Origin of the sequence: Enterococcus sp. C63 (genome assembly GCF_040887215.1) — a bacterium.
Taxonomy (GTDB): domain Bacteria; phylum Bacillota; class Bacilli; order Lactobacillales; family Enterococcaceae; genus Enterococcus_B; species Enterococcus_B hirae.
In genome coordinates, this window is the sequence record NZ_JBFOFI010000011.1 from 37,767 (window position 1) to 56,127 (window position 18,361).

General features: G+C 32.1%; 20 protein-coding genes. 3 read left to right on the forward strand and 17 right to left on the reverse strand.

The features are described 5' to 3' along the window. Positions 1-18: 18 nt before the first annotated feature. The 5 genes from AB3H90_RS13825 to AB3H90_RS13845 form a co-directional block, all read right to left on the reverse strand. Positions 19-831 (reverse strand): ParA family protein, encoded by an 813-nt coding sequence (locus AB3H90_RS13825; RefSeq protein WP_002326619.1) that lies wholly within the window; start codon positions 829-831, stop codon positions 19-21. A 502-nt stretch (positions 832-1,333) separates the two neighbouring features. Beyond that, the gene (locus tag AB3H90_RS13830) at positions 1,334-1,573 is read right to left on the reverse strand and encodes a hypothetical protein (protein ID WP_368016892.1); all 240 of its coding nucleotides are present in this window, start codon (positions 1,571-1,573) and stop codon (positions 1,334-1,336) included. Positions 1,574-1,828: 255 nt separating this feature from the next. Further along, positions 1,829-1,912, reverse strand: a complete 84-nt coding sequence (locus tag AB3H90_RS13835; protein WP_219336905.1) for a putative holin-like toxin — start codon at positions 1,910-1,912, stop codon at positions 1,829-1,831. Positions 1,913-2,181: 269 nt separating this feature from the next. Then, positions 2,182-2,313 carry a hypothetical protein gene (locus tag AB3H90_RS13840; protein WP_257007741.1) on the reverse strand — a complete coding sequence of 44 codons (132 nt, stop codon included), beginning with the start codon at positions 2,311-2,313 and terminating at the stop codon, positions 2,182-2,184. Beyond that, a complete protein-coding gene (locus AB3H90_RS13845; RefSeq protein ID WP_368016893.1) occupies positions 2,313-2,876 on the reverse strand; it encodes a recombinase family protein in 564 nt (187 codons plus the stop codon). The genes AB3H90_RS13840 and AB3H90_RS13845 overlap by 1 nt, the downstream gene beginning before the upstream one ends. Positions 2,877-3,289: 413 nt before the next feature. Between AB3H90_RS13845 and AB3H90_RS13850 the strand changes: the two genes are divergently transcribed. Further along, positions 3,290-3,814: a recombinase family protein gene (locus AB3H90_RS13850; protein ID WP_367010293.1), complete on the forward strand. Its 525-nt coding sequence runs from the start codon at positions 3,290-3,292 to the stop codon at positions 3,812-3,814. A 21-nt stretch (positions 3,815-3,835) separates the two neighbouring features. Here the strand turns inward: AB3H90_RS13850 and AB3H90_RS13855 are convergent, their stop codons facing one another. Together AB3H90_RS13855 and AB3H90_RS13860 are read right to left on the reverse strand one after the other, a co-directional pair. Continuing rightward, complete coding sequence (locus tag AB3H90_RS13855; protein WP_367010253.1) at positions 3,836-5,359, reverse strand: DNA/RNA helicase domain-containing protein; 1,524 nt, start codon at positions 5,357-5,359, stop codon at positions 3,836-3,838. A gap of 700 nt (positions 5,360-6,059) precedes the next feature. Then, on the reverse strand, positions 6,060-6,593 hold the full coding sequence (locus AB3H90_RS13860) for a hypothetical protein (RefSeq protein WP_367010252.1): 534 nt from the start codon (positions 6,591-6,593) through the stop codon (positions 6,060-6,062). 510 nt (positions 6,594-7,103) lie between these two features. Between AB3H90_RS13860 and AB3H90_RS13865 the strand changes: the two genes are divergently transcribed. Further along, positions 7,104-7,202: a type I toxin-antitoxin system Fst family toxin gene (locus AB3H90_RS13865; protein WP_122957539.1), complete on the forward strand. Its 99-nt coding sequence runs from the start codon at positions 7,104-7,106 to the stop codon at positions 7,200-7,202. 176 nt (positions 7,203-7,378) lie between these two features. On the opposite strand, the gene AB3H90_RS13870 is transcribed toward AB3H90_RS13865, so the two are convergent. From AB3H90_RS13870 to AB3H90_RS13890, 5 genes are all read right to left on the reverse strand, one after another. Next, the gene (locus AB3H90_RS13870; protein ID WP_071856354.1) at positions 7,379-8,047 is read right to left on the reverse strand and encodes a hypothetical protein; all 669 of its coding nucleotides are present in this window, start codon (positions 8,045-8,047) and stop codon (positions 7,379-7,381) included. A gap of 487 nt (positions 8,048-8,534) precedes the next feature. Further along, on the reverse strand, positions 8,535-9,233 hold the full coding sequence (locus AB3H90_RS13875) for a DNA/RNA non-specific endonuclease (RefSeq protein ID WP_368016894.1): 699 nt from the start codon (positions 9,231-9,233) through the stop codon (positions 8,535-8,537). Between the two features lie 2 nt (positions 9,234-9,235). Continuing rightward, positions 9,236-9,481 carry a hypothetical protein gene (locus tag AB3H90_RS13880; protein WP_368016895.1) on the reverse strand — a complete coding sequence of 82 codons (246 nt, stop codon included), beginning with the start codon at positions 9,479-9,481 and terminating at the stop codon, positions 9,236-9,238. A 17-nt stretch (positions 9,482-9,498) separates the two neighbouring features. Beyond that, complete coding sequence (locus AB3H90_RS13885; protein ID WP_368016896.1) at positions 9,499-9,798, reverse strand: hypothetical protein; 300 nt, start codon at positions 9,796-9,798, stop codon at positions 9,499-9,501. Between the two features lie 70 nt (positions 9,799-9,868). After that, a complete protein-coding gene (locus AB3H90_RS13890; RefSeq protein ID WP_368016897.1) occupies positions 9,869-10,264 on the reverse strand; it encodes a hypothetical protein in 396 nt (131 codons plus the stop codon). Positions 10,265-10,409: 145 nt separating this feature from the next. Between AB3H90_RS13890 and AB3H90_RS13895 the strand changes: the two genes are divergently transcribed. Then, a complete protein-coding gene (locus AB3H90_RS13895) occupies positions 10,410-10,685 on the forward strand; it encodes a hypothetical protein (RefSeq protein WP_034865936.1) in 276 nt (91 codons plus the stop codon). A 21-nt stretch (positions 10,686-10,706) separates the two neighbouring features. On the opposite strand, the gene AB3H90_RS13900 is transcribed toward AB3H90_RS13895, so the two are convergent. The 5 genes from AB3H90_RS13900 to AB3H90_RS13920 all read right to left on the reverse strand — a co-directional run. Then, complete coding sequence (locus AB3H90_RS13900) at positions 10,707-15,935, reverse strand: helicase-related protein (protein WP_368016899.1); 5,229 nt, start codon at positions 15,933-15,935, stop codon at positions 10,707-10,709. 278 nt (positions 15,936-16,213) lie between these two features. Beyond that, positions 16,214-16,555, reverse strand: a complete 342-nt coding sequence (locus tag AB3H90_RS13905; protein WP_353885179.1) for a TnpV protein — start codon at positions 16,553-16,555, stop codon at positions 16,214-16,216. Between the two features lie 803 nt (positions 16,556-17,358). Further along, positions 17,359-17,628, reverse strand: coding sequence for a Txe/YoeB family addiction module toxin (locus AB3H90_RS13910; protein WP_010720566.1), 270 nt, complete (start codon positions 17,626-17,628; stop codon positions 17,359-17,361). Beyond that, entirely contained in the window at positions 17,613-17,867 is a 255-nt protein-coding gene (locus AB3H90_RS13915; protein ID WP_034865939.1) for a type II toxin-antitoxin system Phd/YefM family antitoxin, read from the reverse strand. The genes AB3H90_RS13910 and AB3H90_RS13915 overlap by 16 nt, the downstream gene beginning before the upstream one ends. 114 nt (positions 17,868-17,981) lie before the next feature. After that, positions 17,982-18,361: EF0163 family protein (locus tag AB3H90_RS13920; RefSeq protein ID WP_368016898.1), on the reverse strand; the 380-nt coding region annotated here is incomplete at its 5' end.

An 18,361-nucleotide genomic window follows, 5' to 3' on the forward strand; every position in this document is an offset into this window, starting at 1 on the left:
TTACTCACATCCCTATAATTATTCTTCAAAAACTTTTCTGCGATTTTCTAATTCTGCTAATATTTTAATAAAAGTTTCATGCGCTCGGTAATCCCATTGATCGTAATTTCCGTTTTTATATTTTTTTAAAGATATTCCTTCTCTTGAATAGCGTTTTAGCCGTTTCTGAAAATTTACTATATTTTTAGAAACAGCAGCTCCATATAAGTTTATTGCATCAGACAAAACATTCTTATCTAAATCGTCATCTGGCTCGAGCATACATGCAATGATAGAAATAACTTCAAGATCAATATTATACTTGTTTATCATAAATTTTTGGTATCCAATATATTTTCCTATACCATCTAAAGATTCTTCTTGTGTTTGAAAAGCAATAATACTGTAATCTGAAGCGGCCATAGCATTATCTGAATAAGCACTAATAGTAGGAGGAACATCAATAAAAATAGCATCATATCTATCTTTAATCGGTGCTAAAAGCTTTTCCAACACCATAATTTGATCTTTTTCATCTTCATAATTTGTAATTACATAATTTGAGAACGATCTAAAACTTGTGTCACATGCAATTAAATCTAAATTTTCCATAATGGGAGTAATACAAACCGAAAGATCATTTTCATTAATTCCATTTACAATAGTTTTTTCAATATGTTCCATGTTCACAGTCCGCGCTAAAATTTGAGAAGCATTTGCCTGTGGATCAATATCAATTACTAATGTCTTTTTTTTATTAATTACAGCATTGTCAAAAGCCAACATTGTAACAATTTTAGTTTTTCCAACGCCTCCTTTAAAATTTCCGACTGTATAAGTAGTTGCTGTCATTTGTTTACCCTCTTTCAACGTATTCTATATTTAAAGTATAAGTTATACCAAGTTTTAAATCAACATTTTTTTTATACTTTAAATAAAAATACCGGAATTATAGCAATGATCGCATCGTAAAAAAGGTATAAGTTATTCTTTTATATTTAATGTATAACTTATACCTTTTATGTTCTTATAAATCCAATTTGGCAACAAATATAACTAAAAAAATAAAGTATAAGTTATACCTATACAATATAACTTATACTTTTATATTTCGTTGAACTACACTTGAATATTTACGAGCATTATAGATATTCTCAAATATCGTGAAACTCATATAATAAGATTATTTCAAATAAAAAAAGACCTTCAATATTTATGAGAAAAAGCAAAAAACTTCTGTTCATAATTGAACAGAAGACTGCAAAAAATATTTAAATGGTTAAGAGTGAGAACAACGACAGAACATCGTTGACAATTAAAGTATATAAAAAAAACAAAGACGTTTCAATATTTCTTACATAAAATCAAAAGCCTTTTCAATTTTCTCCATTTCTTTTTCATCATATTTGTCATATTTATCTACTTCATGCAACAAACGTTTAATTTCATGAATAGCTTTTTTCTCTGCAAACCATTTTTTGAATTCATGTTTTTTATCTTTCTTTTCATTAAGAGAGTCAATTTTTTCTAATTCTACATCTAACTTTTCTATCATTTCCGCAATTTTTTCTTCTTTTTTATCAAAATCCACCATAAAAAACACTCCTTTTTTATTAAATACAAATACATCATAAAAAAATCATAAACAAAAAGCGAGCGATAACATAAGTTCATTTTTTCATATAAAGAGTTCCAACGTATTTGCAACTCTCACCTTACTTTGCTATACTTAGGATAAGAAAAGAGGCTATGCACTAACATAGCCCCTTGTAGAACCGTTAAAAAGACGGTGACTTAAAAATAAATGATTTACTCAAACCATCTACTCTTCGGTCAAAGTGTTAGATGGTTATTTTTTGTCCTTATGGTCAATTATCAGCAAAACTAACGTCGCAAAAGCGATCATCAGTTGAATTGCTTCAAACGTTGACACGTGCTACTCCCTTCTAGGGATAAAGCTATGAACCATAGGCATCACCCCTTTTTAAGAGATTAGCCACCATCTTTTCACTTTTCTACCTCTCAATTATAGCATATTGAACTTCTTCAAAACTATCCTAACATTGCTATCCTTTGCAAACGACAACGACAAAAGCTTCTAAACGGCAAACTTGTAAGTTTTAAGAGTGTGTTTATTATGTTAGAAAATAAAAAAATCAGTTCAAGTATTTTTTCAAAAATAATGCGTTTGAAATCACCTTGTCAGTTAGTAAAAAGCTTTTCTATATCTTTTTTATTCCAGCTGACATCAATTACTATATAATCCTTGAAATCTTTAGAAGTAACTATTTCTAAGGAGGTTTTTTTATCCAATTTCACAGTTTTCGTTTCCATTATTTTCCCTCCAGTTTATCTAAGTAACGATAAATCGTTGTTCTAGAAACATGCCAACGTTCCGCAATCGTCTTAATCGGTGTTCCACTATCCACTAAAGTCTTTAGTAATTCCAAGTCTTGTTTAGTCAATTTTTCAGGACGACCACCAAACCTTCCTCTTGCTCGTGCAGCTGCTCTTCCTGCCGCAGAGCGTTCCAAGATTAGGTTTCGTTCAAACTCGGCAAACGCTGCAAATAAATGAAACATGAGTTGTCCAGTAGAGCTAGATTTGTCCATTGTAATATTTTCTTGAAGACTATGAAAACTGACACCACATTCATTCAATCGATTGACGATTGAAATTAAATCTTCCATGTTTCTCCCCAAACGATCTAAACGCCAAACGACAAATGTATCTCCAGAACGAACAAAATCGATCGCCATTTCTAATCCTGGTCGATTACTTTTTATCCCACTTATATGATCGGTAAAAATTTTTTCACAGCCGAATTTTTTTAAACTATCCTCTTGCAAATCTAAATTTTGTAAACCGGTAGATACTCGAGCATATCCTATTTTCAAAAAAATCACTCCTTGTTAAATTCTATTGTAACATAACTTTATTCGTTATGTTTAAGTGAACATAGATTTTGTTATGGGTTTATGAACATAAAATGAAATGGTTTTTTGAAAAATAAAGGTAAAAAAGAACGTGTACAGAAATGGACGATTTTATGAACACTTCGTTTTAAAATAAAAACTAAGAAAATCCCACGATTATTTTGAACGATTTTCTGATCGATTAAATATTTATAGTTTGTGTCAAATAGAACTAAAAATTTATGACATTTAAAAAGAAAAGTGACACACTTCTGTAACTTTTCTTTTTAAATGTATAATTAGGGTGTATTTTAAATACTTTGAGGAAGTAGGTAAAAATTTTGAAAGTTGCTTATATTCGAGTATCATCGATTGATTAAAATGAACAACGACAAATTGAAGAAATGAAAAAGTTTGGTGCAGAAAAAATTTTCATCGAGAAACAATCTGGAGCAACAATTACTCATCGACCGATTTTCCAAAAAGCTTTAGATTTTGTCCATGAACAAAATATTTTTATTGTAGAAGCCATTGATTGTTTTGGAAGGAATTATGATGAGATCATTGCGTCTGTTAATTATCTAAAAAAGAAAAATGTACAACTCATCATTACAAGATTACCAATCATGGCTGAAGCAATTGGTAATCCTTTATTAGACAAATTCATTAAAGATTTAATCATTAAAATTTTGGCCATGATTGCCGAACAGGAACGTACAGAATCTAAACGACGCCAGGCGCAAGGCATTAAGATTGTTAAAGCGAATGATGTCTACAAGGGACGTCCTAAGTTATACAGTGCAGACACAAAAAATCCTCAACGTCGCTTAGTTTATAAAAGCATCGTTCAGGATCTTGAGAATGGAGTCGCTATTTCTAAAATTTCGAAAGATTACAATGTTACCAGACAAACCGTCTAAAGAGTAATAAACGAATTCGATTTATGAATTTTTTTCCTCATCTTTTTTCCATGTCAATATTTTTTGTACGTTTATAAATAAGGCAGGATTATTTATGATTACTAATACTAATCTATCTTTTGTTCTAGTTAAAGCTTCAAATATGCAGCTATCTTCATTATACGGATAGTAAAATTGGTCAGCATATCTTGAAACAAGCTTGCTATCTTCATCGTAATAAAAATAGTTATCTAAAGGTACTAGCACATTATCGTATTCTTCACCAATAACTGAATGAGCTGTTTGAGATTTCCAGTACACCTTTTCTCTTTTCTTTACAGACGTTGATTTTGTAGTGTAATCAGTTACTTCAATGGATACAAAATTTTCATTTTCAACTAAACTTCTTATATATTTTTCTGCCATTTGCTTGGTAGAAAAATATTCTGCTGTTACTTTAGAATATTCATATTTTTGGACTCTTTTAGCTTTTAAGTCTAGAAATTTTTGTATAAATGAGTTCATTGCTGGATCTGTTCGAATTTTTTCTTTTAATTTTTTCGTTTCAACATTTTTATCTTCAGATAATCGTTTTTGAATATTGCGTTTTTTTTCATGAGAAGCTAATGTTTGATTATGGTCGGTAGAAAAAATAAGTCTAGGTTTTTGTAACCCAAAAATGGCAGTAAAAGTTTCCTCCCATAGACGCTGTGCTTCATCTATCAACACAACGTCATAGTCTTCTAACTCAGGAATTTTAACGTTCTTAATAGGTTTAATATCAATACTTAATATAGTTGACAACTCTTCACAATTATCTTTATTACCTGAGAATATAATTATTACTTTCTTATTTTCACTCACATATTTTCTTGCAAGGTCAAAGAGTAACATTGTTTTTCCAGTTCCAGGTCCACCTTTAATTTGAAAAACTCTATTTTGACTACTTAAAATTTCAGTACGTATAGAAAACTGTTCATTAGTCAAAAAGTATTTATGTTCCTTAAACAATTTAGGTTGTGAATACGGAGAAATAATTAAGTGAGAAAAATTTATCTTCTCAATTTCAAGTTCATTGATATAATCATCAGGTATCATGCTAGCCAACGTCTCAGACGAAATCTCTTCTAGCTTACTATCTTCTGTTAATAAATACAATTTGTTTTCAGTGGTTACATAAGTACAGCAAACTATCTTTTTATTTAAAGTACTTAATACAAATTTATGTCGTACCAACTGATTTTTGATTTGGTCTAATCCTTTAGCAGGTAATTGGCTCTTCAATTCTATATTTAATACCTTATCAAGGCTAAACCTTAAAATATCGAATTGTTCTCTTATACCTGTTTGAATTGTATAGTTAAAATAATAGCCTTTGGACTGCTCTATATTTAATGAATCTAAAAGTTTTTTATTGATTAATAAGCTGAAAAAATCGTTTACTTCTTCTTTAGATATACTACTTTTTTCAGAATTATTTATTAATTTCAAAAAAGAATCTCTAAAATCTGAATTTTTAGAATTATACATTGAAATAAATGAATCTAACGTGCACGAATGACTCATTGCCAAACTCCTTTTTCTAAATGATTTCTCCCCCAATGTGTATGTTACCCTAAACTCACTAATAATTCTATTCTACTTTTAATATTGCTCAATTTAATTGTCCATTATAGAACCAATGTCATTTTTATATTTAATTGGCACAGTTTTTTCTAATTATTTGTCATATTTATAGTCAACTATAGCTACAAAAGCAACTAATTTTGGAGATAGATTGAGATATTTAAAAATCTATCATGAAAAATTAGTTGCTTTTGTCACTTAGCGCTGAAAATTTATGCCATTTATCTAGCAGTTAAGGGCTTATAGCCCACCCTTTTGAAGGGTGGTTCAGACTGTAGACAAAAAGGAGTGGCTTAATTGCCAACTCCTTTTTGTCTACAGTCTGAGGCTAGCAAAATGCTAGCCACTTTTTGTAAAGTTTCGCTTGTTTCACCTTCGGTGAAATTGTTACTTTGTAATATTCAAACAATCCTATTTTTATAAGATATATCAATTTATTTTTTTTTAGACTTTATTATGTCTAAGACAACTAAAATTAACACTAAAAATAAACCAGATTTGTATAATTGCCCTCCACTTAGCATATTAACAATTATAGCAACAGCTATAGCAAATATAAAAATACGAATAGTAGCTATTTGTGGATTCTTTTTAGTAAATGATTTTAATGATTTAGGTATCAAAAACATCACTCCTTAACTTATAACGTTGAATATCTAGTAGCTACAACTCTTCCCGCTGCATTATATCCTCTTTGGTAATAAAATCCAATCCAGCCATTACCATTTTTGTCCCATACTTTTGCAACTGCATTTCCTGGAGAAGCACCTTTTTTAGTCCAACTTGCACCTGTTAACAAGCCCCCAATTGCCCAACCTGGAATACCAAACATAGCAGTACTAGCTTTTCCTCCTGCCCAAAAGGCAGCATTAATAGCATTAGCAGCTACTCCAGTGGTTACAGCAATATTTGTATATTCCTTTTTGCCCCATCTTGCAACTGCAGCTCTTGTCATGATATCTGAAGAATTTGCAAAATCTTTCGCACTATAACCATCCTCATATTTAGTTACGACCATACCATCTTCAGTATACTCAATAACTACATTTTCAGTGGTATTGTTTTCGTTTAATGATACCACTTGGGAATTTTCTGAAGCATAAACTATAGTAGTTGACGATAAAACAATTGACCCGATAGTTAACAAAGCTACTCCTAAAGTAAATTTTTTCATAGAACTTCCCCCTGTTATAGAAAAACAAACAGAAAACGTTTTCTTTATAAAAATCATATAATGAAAGGTATAGGTTTGTCAATATGTTCTGCTATCAAAACAACTTACATTTCTGTTATAAAGGTATAGTTGTTTCTAAATAGATAACTATGTTATATTAATAATTAGGTGACATAATGTACAGTAGGAAAAGTAGCCTGTCATTTTTTATCATTTTTATATTTAATTGGCACAGTTTTTTCTAATTATTTGTCATATTTATAGTCAACTATAGCTACAAAAGCAACTAATTTTGGAGATAGATTGAGACATTTAAAAATCTATCATGAAAAATTAGTTGCTTTTGTCACTTAGCGCTGAAAATTTATGCCATTTATCTAGAAAAATGACACACGAACACACAAAAAGTCCAACAAGGTATACTCTATTGGACTCTAAGCTACTTTTGTACATCCAATATTTTAATGTTATACTTTTTTTGGCAACTTGCCCCCAAAGGGGGTGCTTCTATTGTTAGACAAAATCTTCACATTAATTATCGCACCAACTTTTGTTGGGATAGTCATTGAGCTAGTTTCTCATTGGTTAGATGAGAAAGACGATAATTGAGCAAGTTGTCGCTAACCCACACATTCGGAGTCGCAACGAATGAAAAAAAGACAAGCCTATTCGCAGTAGGCTTGTCTTTGTGCTTCTATTGTACAAAATCTTCACATTTCGCAATTGTATTATAGCATTTCTACCTCAAATGCACAAATTAAATATTCGTTTATAGCTATAACTTCTTATTTACTTGTTTTTCTTATTATAAATGGACGTTTACGATTTTCTTGTTTCTTTTGATTAGAAGTTACAATATTCTCTTCCTTTGGTATAGTGATATAGTCTGTCTTTTTGAACCCTTTCGCAACTTTTTTCAAAAAAAATGGTTTAAATTTCGGTTGAGTGAAAGTTACTTCTTTATTCAATTCTGTCGGTTTATAGACTTGAATAATTAATACATGGTACTTTTTACCTTTAACAGAAAAGATCACAATATCTCCTATGCCAATTTTCTTATAGACAGTTTGTGGTGCTTTAAAATAAACCTTTTGTTTGGTTTTGTGTAAAGTCTTATCTTTTAACTCCAAAAATAGCCCTTCAAAAATTGTCTTTTTATTTATGAATCGTATTTTAGGCACTCCTTCTCCTTTTCGCACAGGAAGAATGCCAGAATTTTCGTTAAAGATTTTACTAATGATCGCAGTATACTCATTTTCTTCTTCTTCAGATCTACCTGTAATTATATTTTTTACATAAACCAATTGACCATCTTTAGAATACACAAGCATTCCCTTTTGAATCTCTTTTTCTAATTTTTCAGCTACACGAAAAGTAAATATCTTATTTTTTAAGTAGACAGAATCATTTATCCTTCCATGTGCTGGTTGAACATGAACAGCTTCTACTAACAACTAGTTCACTTCCTCTTCATTTAATATATTGACTTCTTATATTGGCAATTTCTCCAATGATATACTATGAAAAAACTATGTATAAACATAACCTCTAAAATTGCTTTAGAAACAGACAAAAAATGCTATCGTAAACTTACTACGTCTTGAGTATAACATCTATATGTCAAATGAAAAAGATAGGTATTGCTTAAAACTTCATCACTAAGCAGTCCCTATCTTTTTTATTATTTTACATATTTTATCTGAAGATTTTCCAATGACTTCTTACAATTTCTCGGTAGTTCTTCTACAACATATACATCCCACGAACAAAATAAGTAAATCATTGTCCCTGCAGACAAAATAATTTTCCATTCCATGGATAAAAAGCTAATTATTTTCTTCATCTTGATTTCTCTCCATTATCTTGTTAGAATGGGGCGTAGTTTTTTTATTGTTCGGAGGTTACTTTTTGCGGAAGTAACCTCTATTTTTACGCCCTTGATTAATTTTGAACCCTAGAATTTCCTGTTTGATAATCAATGACATAGCCTTCCTGCGTGTTATGAATATAAACATTGAAAGAAATTCCATTATCTTCTATACTTTGGGCTTCCATTTGTACACCTCTAGCGACCAGTTCATTTCCTCGAAAATCTGGTCTCACTCGATAGCGAACATGATTTCCTGTTCTTCGTAAATACTCTGCCACTTTATTTTCATATTCCACCATTGCAGGAGTGTTGAATGAGCGTGTACCTGTCATTAGATTTCTTGGATTATTATTTTCTCCAGTCAACTGGTAACCAATCAAATGGCAGCGGTTATATAAATAATCGCCATTTTTCATCTTCTTTTGTTTCCAGCCTGTTGGCTTGATATATAACCGTTCCCTTTCTTCAGTCGGCATCATACTTTTGTGTAACATCGTATTCGCTTCACCTACTCGATTTAGCGAATCTAAATCAGAAAATACTTGCCAATTCCCCTTATCTAAAGACAAGTCTTTAGAAGAAAAAGTTGGCTTATTCTGATTTTTTACTTCTATTTGATTTGAAAACTGTTCATCTTCTTCATCAGATAATTTGTTAAATGTTTGATCGATCATCGAAGTGATTTGCTTCACTTCTTGCGGTTGAAATACACCAATTCCAATACCTATCGCACCAATAAATACGACAATACCTGAAATAATTCTTTTCAAAGCTACTCTCCTTCTGTTTTTATTTCTTCAAAATGTGTCGTTCCTTTTACCAAAGCATATCTTTTTCTGCACTTTGAGCATTCCCAAACATACGTATCATAAAAATGATTCTCTTTCACATATTTCATATGTTTAGCTAACTCTGAACAATCATATTTGATATAAGTAGGCGGCCAACAATATTGCTGATTAAATTGATCAACGGGGATTAGATCTATTCCCCAAAAACACTCTCGATTTGAAAACATAAATATTCTCCTTTCATCTATTTTTCAAACTCAATAGAAACTTTTCGACTCGAAAATGGGGATCGAATGAGTTCAATTGTTCGAGGATAAGTATGAGTATCCTCTGAAGAATATGAAAGTTGCATGGAGTATTTCTTTTTCACAAAGCTTTGAGTAGATTTTTTTATTTCAAAATCATCAATTTTATGTTGCCTTTTTAGTGTCGATAGCTCCTGATTCAAATTTCCGTCAAATAAATAATCATCCATACGAATTGCTGAGAAAAAAACAGCTAAATATAAAACAAAAATTAAACTGATTTTTTTGTAGTTTTTCATAAATTATTTTCCTCCTTTATATTATGACAAGAAGGGAAATTTCTTGTCATAATACTTCTTTTTAACTAATTCAAAGCTCGAAGGTTTGATCTATCCCTGTCTCCTGATAAAAATTTAAATCTTCGTATTCTTTGATATTTTTGGATAAAATTTTAGGCTCAAATGTTCTTTCATCAATCACAATTTCAATTTCTTCTTTTACGTTCCCTTCAAAAACTGTTGCACTTTCGCTTAGAAAATTATCAAACCAGATAATTCTATTATCCGTAATACTAAAATAATTTCTAATTTCATCTGTCGTCCAAAAACAGATAACTTTTGAAGTTTCTAATGATTCCGGAAGTTCAAAGACCTCCAAATCACGTTCGTCGACAATTGCTACATCCGAGTTTGGAATCAACAATATTCCGTCTTCTGTAGCTTCTAGTTTGCTTAAGATTTCTTTTATTGAATAGCTTTCTTTCATGGACTTTTTCTCCTTTTTATTTTTATATTATCTTACTAACTTATATTTTTATTATACTTTATAAAGTTAACTTTATAAATAGTTAGATTGATTTTTTTAACCTTATAAAGTATACTTTTTTCTAGAGAATACAGGGGGTGCTACAATGAAAAAAGAAGAATTTTATGATATTTTAGATAAAAATCCTGAATTATTGAGAGAATATTTACAAGACAACTTACTGACAAAAGACGAAGCACCAATATATACACAACAGACTCAAGCAAGCTTTGATACAACTGCAAAACTTAACTCTGTCGTTCGACCATTCTTTTCAAAACAAAAAAATGGACGAACTACCTTCAAACTATATCTAAAGTCAGAAATGATCGAATATGGAAAAACAAGAAGAAGAATGCATAAAAAAGAAGACTGTAAATAATACAGTCTTCTTTTTATACATTTACATTCCCATTATTTCTTCTTCACTACTTTCCTCGATAGAGTAGTTCGTTTCTTCGTCTTCCATAATTTCTTCATCTGTTGAATGCCTATCTGTCTTTTTACTTAGTGAACATTCGATTTCTGTATTAATTCGAGTTTGTTCTGCTACCTTCTCTTTCAATTCCTCTTCTTGAGGGAAGGGCTGACCAAGTTGTTTTTTAGCTATTTCTAACTTTTCTTCTGTTTCCTTTAGTTGTTCTTGTTTTTCTAATACCTGTTCAGGCAATTTTTGGACAACATTTTCAATTCGACGAACCATGCCAATACCTGCTTGTGGATCAATCAACGTTGTATATCGTCCACCTTCAGACTGCAACTTCATTTCAAGCTGTCCATATTGCATTTCACTACGTTTTAAGAAAATACTAAAACCTTGATACGCACCCACTTCTATAAATTCTTCAGAACGGTTATAAGCTTGACACAACTGTTCAAGTTTTTGCGTAGCTTCCGTTCGAGAATCATAAGTCATGTTCATTAATTGAACTTGAAATTCATTACTGGAATGTTGTTTTGACAATTCGATATCTTTTTCTAATTGAGTGATTGATTGTTTTATTTCTTGTATTTTTTTCGGATAGTTTTGCTCTACCTTTCTTTTTAGACTCTCTTGTTCATTTAAGAAAGCAGATTGCAACATCCGCAAACGACTAATCTCATTATCCAGTTTCATCTTCTCTGCAATCAATGGATTACCTGTTGCTAATGCCTTAACTTCTGAGGCATCTAGTACCGTTTCAGACAATTCATCAACACTTCGAGAAATAGCTTTACCAGACATCACTTGAGAGATATACGTTTGCTTTTGTTCCTGGATCTGCCACAAAAAGCTATCAAATGTTCCTTTGGTCACATAACGGAAGATTTGAATTTCTTTATTTTCATTGCCTTGTCGAATGATTCTTCCATCACGTTGTTGGATATCTGAAGGACGCCAAGGACAATCAATGTGGTGTGCCGCAATTAATTTGTTTTGGACATTCGTTCCTGTCCCAACCTTACTTGTGCTTCCCAACATAATGCGAATCGAGCCTTTTCTCATTTTCTCAAACATCTCTTCTCGTTGCTTGTCATTTTTCGCATCATGGATAAATACAATTTCTTCTTCAGGGATTCCTTTATCCACCAACAACCATTTCATTTCATCGTAAACATTAAATTTTTTAGGAGTTGGAGTACCAGAGTCAGAGAAAATCATTTGTGTAGAATGCGTGTTTTTCGTTTCCTTCCAGATCGCAAATACTTTATTGGCACAAGTAGCCAGTTTTGTTTTCTTCAAATCTTCAGAATCATATTTTTCTGGATCATAATCTTCAAGCAAACGTGGATCTAAAGCCATAAGTTTGGCTTCATTCGTGATCTTCAACATATTATCGACGTCTGGAGTCACTTTTCTTTCTCGTATCGCCATTGCCCGATTCCCTAATTCTTCGACTTTATCTTTTTGATATGGAATTGGCTCAGTAACAACGATTTGAGCTTTTCCTGTTTTTACTTCAGGCACAGGAAGTTTCAACATATCAGGCGTTTGAATATCCGCAACCAAGTTGAACATGTTCATCAGTTCAGGCAAGTTATGGAATTTGGCAAAGCGATTTTTCATTTGATAACCACTACCTTCAGGAGTAATCTCTAAAGAAGAAATAATCTCGCCAAAAGTTGACGCCCATGCGTCGAAATGACTGACACCATATGCTTCTAATACATCTGGCTGAAGATATTTCTGCATCGTAAACATTTCAGACATCGAATTAGAAATAGGTGTCCCTGTCGCAAAAACAACCCCTCGTTGATTATTTTCTTCTAACAGATATTTGACCTTCATTTCCATATCACTGGCACGTAAACTATTGGAAGCATTCACTCCTGCCACATTGGATAATTTCGTATAAGAATAAAGGTTCTTATAAACATGTGCCTCGTCGACAAATAAGAAGTCCACTCCTAAATCTTCAAAATAAATCATGTGGTCTTTCTTGTCTTGTTTATTTAATTTCTCAAGTCTTTCGTTTAATCGTTTTTCAAAAGAAATCATCTGTTTGATTGACCAAGATTCTTCTTCATTATTCATTTGATATTCCGCCACTGCTTCAGAAACTCGATCAATTTCTTCTTGCAACATTTTCTTTTGTCGCTCTGGAGAAAGCGTGATTTTTTCAAATTGACTATGACCGATAATAACTGCATCATATTCTCCTACGGCAATTCGAGAAACAAACTCTTTGCGTTTGCTTTTCTCAAAATCTTTTTTTGTGGTAATCAATACTTTTTTGGCAGGATAAAAGCGCAATAATTCTGTCCCAAAATCTCCCACTAAATGATTAGGCACAACGTACAATGGTTTCTTGATTAGTCCATGTTCTTTCATCATCATTCCTGCTGTAATCATGGAAAGTGTTTTTCCTGCACCTACAGAATGTGCCATTAACGCTCTTCCTTCATGTAAGATACGAGCAACCACATTTTGTTGTGCAGGACGTAAGGTGATTTTTTGATTCAGACCAGGAAATTCTAGTTGGCTGCCATCATAAGTCCTCGGCACAATTCGATTGAACCGTTCTTCATAGATTGCATGTAATTCTTCCAATACCTCACTATGATTCATTACCCAACTTTTAAAGGTTTCTTGTAGCTCTTCTTGTTTCGTACGTGCATACATCGTTTCTTTTGGATTGAGTTCGTATCGTTTCTTACCGTCATCATCAATCACTCGATCTCGTACTTCCACTTTTAAAAGATTTAAACTATTTTCCAAAATCAAATACGCATTTGCTCGTTTTGTTCCATATTTATTAGTTGTTAACGCATTTTCGTCTCTACTTTTTCCACGAATAAAATACTTAGAAGCATAGGAATCATACTCTAGTTGAATAATTCCATTTCTCTGCATGTATTGAGGCGTTTCAAATAATTCATACATAAACGATTGATAAATTTCAGTTGGAATCCATGTAGCTCCTAATGAATAGTCAATATCTCCAGCTTTTAGTGGTGTTGGTTGTGATTGTTCCAATGCCGAAATATTTTTTTGGAAAATTTCTGGATACGATTCAATCGCCAATTTTGCTTCTGCTAATTTCTGTTTCACATCTCCACTGAGATATTCTTCACGTGTTTCCCAAACATCACCATAAATATCTCCTTGATACTTCGTGGGATTGATAAAAATTGAATCCTCTAATTCGTCAATGATTATTTCTTTATCTTTTGGATAAATAGAGACCATATAATCAAGATCCACTTTCATTTGACGATTGATTGATAATTGTAAAGCTTCTTGGGCTGTTTCCACTTGAGTAATTTCTTCTATTTTTCGAATCGTCGCACGAAAGAAGATATCTCCCTTTCGAACTGTACCGTCTTCCTGAACTTCTTCGATTGACTTTAACAACGGATAATATTCATCACGATCAAATATTTTACCTGTTTTATTGATCGAATCATAGGTAGCTACAAATTCATCATAACAAGCATTAAGCTGATTTAAAGAAGCTTGTAATTCTTCCTGTGTATATTCTGTATTTCGTTGTAACTCAATGACAGAAAGCAAAGCTTCTTTAATTTCAATCAATTTTTTCATTTGTTCTATGGACTTTTTAGAACCCGTATACTTTTCTAATTCTCCTGCATCATTGAAAAAAATTTCGTCACCAATGACTCCATAATTGAACATTGGAATTTCTTTCTCTAACCCTTCTTTTTCTACAGAAACTAAATCAATCATTTCTGTTTCCGTTGAAATAGTTAATTGACCATCAAAATTCAAGAAAGCTTGATTTAAATGATCAATTAAATTTCCTTCACGTGGTTTGACAGTTAACGTTTGACCTCTGAAATTCTTGATAGCTAAATCACCTAAGACCATCTCTTTATGACGAATAAAGTAATTATTCATTATCACTTCTGGTATTTCTGGATCTGTGCCATCAAAGACCCAACTTGGAGAATACTTTAATTCTCGCTCGGAGTTTTTCTGGAAGAAAAGAATATCTGTCACCACATCTGTTCCTGCAATTTTCTTAAAGGCATTGCTTGGTAAGCGAACCGCACCTAATAAATCAGCTTTTTCGGCATATTCACGTCTAATAGAAGAATCTGATTTATCCATTGTCGACATCGACGTAATAACCGCCACAATTCCGCCTTCTTTTACGCTATCAAGGGCTTTTTTGATAAAGTAATCGTGAATCGAATATTTTCTAGAATAGTTAGTATCTTCAATTTTGAAATTATCAAAAGGAATATTACTAATCACTAAGTCGAATTTATTCTTATTTAACGGAGTCTTTTCAAACCCTGTAATCTCAATGTTGGCATCAGGGTGTAATTGTTGCGCAATCTTGCCAGTGATTGGATCTAATTCCACTCCATAAAGCGTAGAATTTTCTCTTATTGTTTTTGGCATAGCAGAAAAGAAATTCCCTGTTCCTGTCGAAGGATCTAAAATTGTACCCCCTTTAAAGCCCATGGCTTCAATTTTTTTGTAGATTGCTTGGATAATACGTGGATCAGTATAATAAGCAGTCAATACGCTTTCTCTAGCTGCTCGGTAATCTTCTGCAGATAACAACACTTTTAATTGGTTTCGTTCACTTAAATATTGATCATCACGTTCATCAAAAATCGCAGCCAAACCACCCCAACCAACATATTTAGCAAGAATTTTTCGTTCTTTGTCAGTAGTTATTCGCCCAGGTGTCTGACTAATTTCTTTCGATAACCGAATCGCTTCAAGATTAGCTTTGATTTTTTCTCTTGCTTTACTTGGATAAAATTGAGTAACATCTATATTTTCAAAAGAAAAACCATTTGTTTTATTCCGATAAATTTGTTCAAATATTGTTTTACCATGATTGATTATCTCTTTTTTAGCTTCTATTTTCGGAATAAATGCGACTTCAGTTCCATATCCTTCAGTTACAACAGGTTTTTCCTCTGTTTCTATCTCTTCTAAATCAAATAGCGTTAATTCCTCTGCTTCAGTATCCATTTGACTTAACGCTTCTTTAACTGATTCTTCTTTCTTTGATTGCACAAGTTTAAGTTCTTCTTCAGTTAGATACTCATTTTGACGAATTAACAAACCGATACGTTCCTCAACCTCTGACCATTTCATTACACGTTCATAGTCTTCATTATTGATTTTCTTAATTACCGTAATTCCCTTGCCTGGACGACAATCCATCATCGAAAAAGAAGAACCCTGAATATCTAGAGTAGAACCTGACCAACCATATTCTTCTTTTAAAAAAGAAACTCTTTCCTTTTTGGAGAGAGTTCGTTGGTATAAATGGTAAATACGTATTTTTCCACCTTCAACGCCTGATCCACGTCTCAATATGTTGTTTAGTTCTTCCTCTGTAAAATCCGGAGTAATTTCTTCGTAATCAGGATTTTTTTCAACAAAAAAAGACTCCGAAGATTGTTTTTCTTCAAAGTCTTTTATATCTGAATTGGATTTTCCATCTATAGAATCTCGCTCATTGCGAGTTCGATTGCTTGTTCCCGAAATTGCATTCGTATCTTCGACGCTTCCTCGAAATTCGCTTGTTGAGCTGGTGTCAGTGGATTGGTTTCTTCCAATGCTTCTGTCAATTCGCTTACTCTGTTCCACACTTTTTTGTTGATCTCGTGTCCCCACTTCATTAAATCGCCCTCGACTAGTTTGATTTGATACTCTACTGGATTCTCTTCCTGTAATTTGGCTACGGCTATTTTCCCGAATCTCCCCAGTGGATAATTGGGATACTCGACTTCTGGTATCAGTTGTCCTGTCTCGTTCTCGTAATATTTTAAACTCATGTTCATTCATCCTTTCTCTTTTATAAACTAAAATTTCTTTGCTAATTAGTCGGTTTACTTCATTTGCATAATTCATTACTTTAAAAAAGTTAGGTAAACTTTGTAACATAGTGAATTCTTGTTCAGTTATATCAATCACTTCAGAACCAATACTCTTATTTTTTGCCAAGAATAACCCAATTTCTATAGATAGTCTACGAATATCTGGTTCTTCAGTAAAATCAACTATTTCATCAATTAAATCTTCTATCTCTTGGCTAACTAAAAGATTCCAATCATTCTTTTCTAATGTATAATCTGGAAAATCAAGTTCCTTTCCATCTGTTTGAGAAAAATCAAAATAATGTTTTATATTTATTTTCCCTGTTGACTGGCTAAGAACAGCAATGGATTTTTCTCCTTTTTTAACAAATCGTCCTAATTTTTTCCACGTATCAAAATCAGCGATATGGGTAGCATTCGACTTCTGTCCGTAAATAAATATTTGCTCATAAATATCGTATTTATGAAACATCTGAACCTGATTAAAAAAATCAAATAAATTGTTCTTATCAGAAACAACCGTTTGGAATGTCTCCTTGAATAAGTTTCCTAATTCTTTGTACTTTTGATAATTCATAGTTTCCCTCCCATAAAGATAAAAGAAGGAGGAGCGGATACGCCCCTCCTTAGAAAAGGCGTACCCTTTTCTATTCAATTTTTTCTAACTCTAAATCGTGATCTTGTACTTTTTCTTTTGCAATGAATTGTTCTTGTCGTTTTTCCTCCTTTTCCTCTTTCTTTAAGTTCTATGTTGTTAATATATCTTTCTAATTCAATCCACGTTCATAATGTGACCAAACAGAAAGGATAACTACCACATTTTCTTTTATATCTACGCTATAAACTAATCGGTGCTGTATATTAATTCTTCTTGAATAATATGGAACACCAACTAATTTTTCATATGGTGGTGGAGTTTGAAAAGGATTTTCTCGAATCACTTGAATCAGTTCATCAAATTTTTTATGCAATCCAGCTGATTTCAATTTTGGTAAATCCTTTTTGGCATTTTTCTTAATCTCTATAGTGAATCCCAATCAATTTCACCTAGCTCTTCTGTGCCTTCATTTTCGTGACGTTTAATTTGATCAAGAACCCCTGTATTTTGTAAATATAATGTTTCTTGAATAGCATTCCAATCAGATTTACTGATCATAACGACACTCTCATCCTCATTTTTTGTATTGATAATTTCTACAGGTTGATTATCAGAAACAACGTGCCTAATCAACCCATAAATATTATTACGAGCATTTGTCGGTGTAGTGACTTCCATTATGTTCACATCCTTTTTTATTTATTCACCCCTGATTATAACGTACGCTTAAACGTCCGTCAACGTTTTGGTTATAGAAAATAAATGAACATAAAAATTGTTTAAATTAAGAACTTAATGTACATGAAGTTGTTCATAGCGAAAATTGTCAATTTTATATTGACCCTCTTCTTCAATCAGTTGAACAACAAATAGAACTTCATTTTTCACGCCACGACTATCTTCTTCACCCAATAATGCATATTGCTTTTCACTATTTGTATCTTGAAACACTTTGACAATTTTTCCTACACTGCGAAATTTAGCATCTAAATCCACATTAATACCATTCTCTTCTTGGCATTTTTCTGTCATATATTCTTTTACGGATTGATTCCGCTCTTTTAATGAATTGAAATTTAAAAATTTATTGCCAAATGCTACTAACATCGGACGTGGATTTTCGGGCTCTTTACTTATTTCAGTCGTTTTATCTTCCAAAACCATCGTTGACT

Bases quoted from the DNA above. Each gene is read 5' to 3' on its own strand.
- AB3H90_RS13825 (WP_002326619.1), bottom strand. From the start codon at position 831: ATGACAGCAACTACTTATACAGTCGGAAATTTTAAAGGAGGCGTTGGA.
- AB3H90_RS13830 (WP_368016892.1), bottom strand. From the start codon at position 1,573: ATGGTGGATTTTGATAAAAAAGAAGAAAAAATTGCGGAAATGATAGAA.
- AB3H90_RS13840 (WP_257007741.1), bottom strand. From the start codon at position 2,313: ATGGAAACGAAAACTGTGAAATTGGATAAAAAAACCTCCTTAGAAATA.
- AB3H90_RS13855 (WP_367010253.1), bottom strand. From the start codon at position 5,359: ATGAGTCATTCGTGCACGTTAGATTCATTTATTTCAATGTATAATTCT.
- AB3H90_RS13860 (WP_367010252.1), bottom strand. From the start codon at position 6,593: ATGAAAAAATTTACTTTAGGAGTAGCTTTGTTAACTATCGGGTCAATT.
- AB3H90_RS13880 (WP_368016895.1), bottom strand. From the start codon at position 9,481: ATGTTTTCAAATCGAGAGTGTTTTTGGGGAATAGATCTAATCCCCGTT.
- AB3H90_RS13885 (WP_368016896.1), bottom strand. From the start codon at position 9,798: ATGAAAAACTACAAAAAAATCAGTTTAATTTTTGTTTTATATTTAGCT.
- AB3H90_RS13890 (WP_368016897.1), bottom strand. From the start codon at position 10,264: ATGAAAGAAAGCTATTCAATAAAAGAAATCTTAAGCAAACTAGAAGCT.
- AB3H90_RS13895 (WP_034865936.1), top strand. From the start codon at position 10,410: ATGAAAAAAGAAGAATTTTATGATATTTTAGATAAAAATCCTGAATTA.
- AB3H90_RS13900 (WP_368016899.1), bottom strand. From the start codon at position 15,935: ATGATGGATTGTCGTCCAGGCAAGGGAATTACGGTAATTAAGAAAATC.
- AB3H90_RS13905 (WP_353885179.1), bottom strand. From the start codon at position 16,555: ATGAACATGAGTTTAAAATATTACGAGAACGAGACAGGACAACTGATA.
- AB3H90_RS13915 (WP_034865939.1), bottom strand. From the start codon at position 17,867: ATGGAAGTCACTACACCGACAAATGCTCGTAATAATATTTATGGGTTG.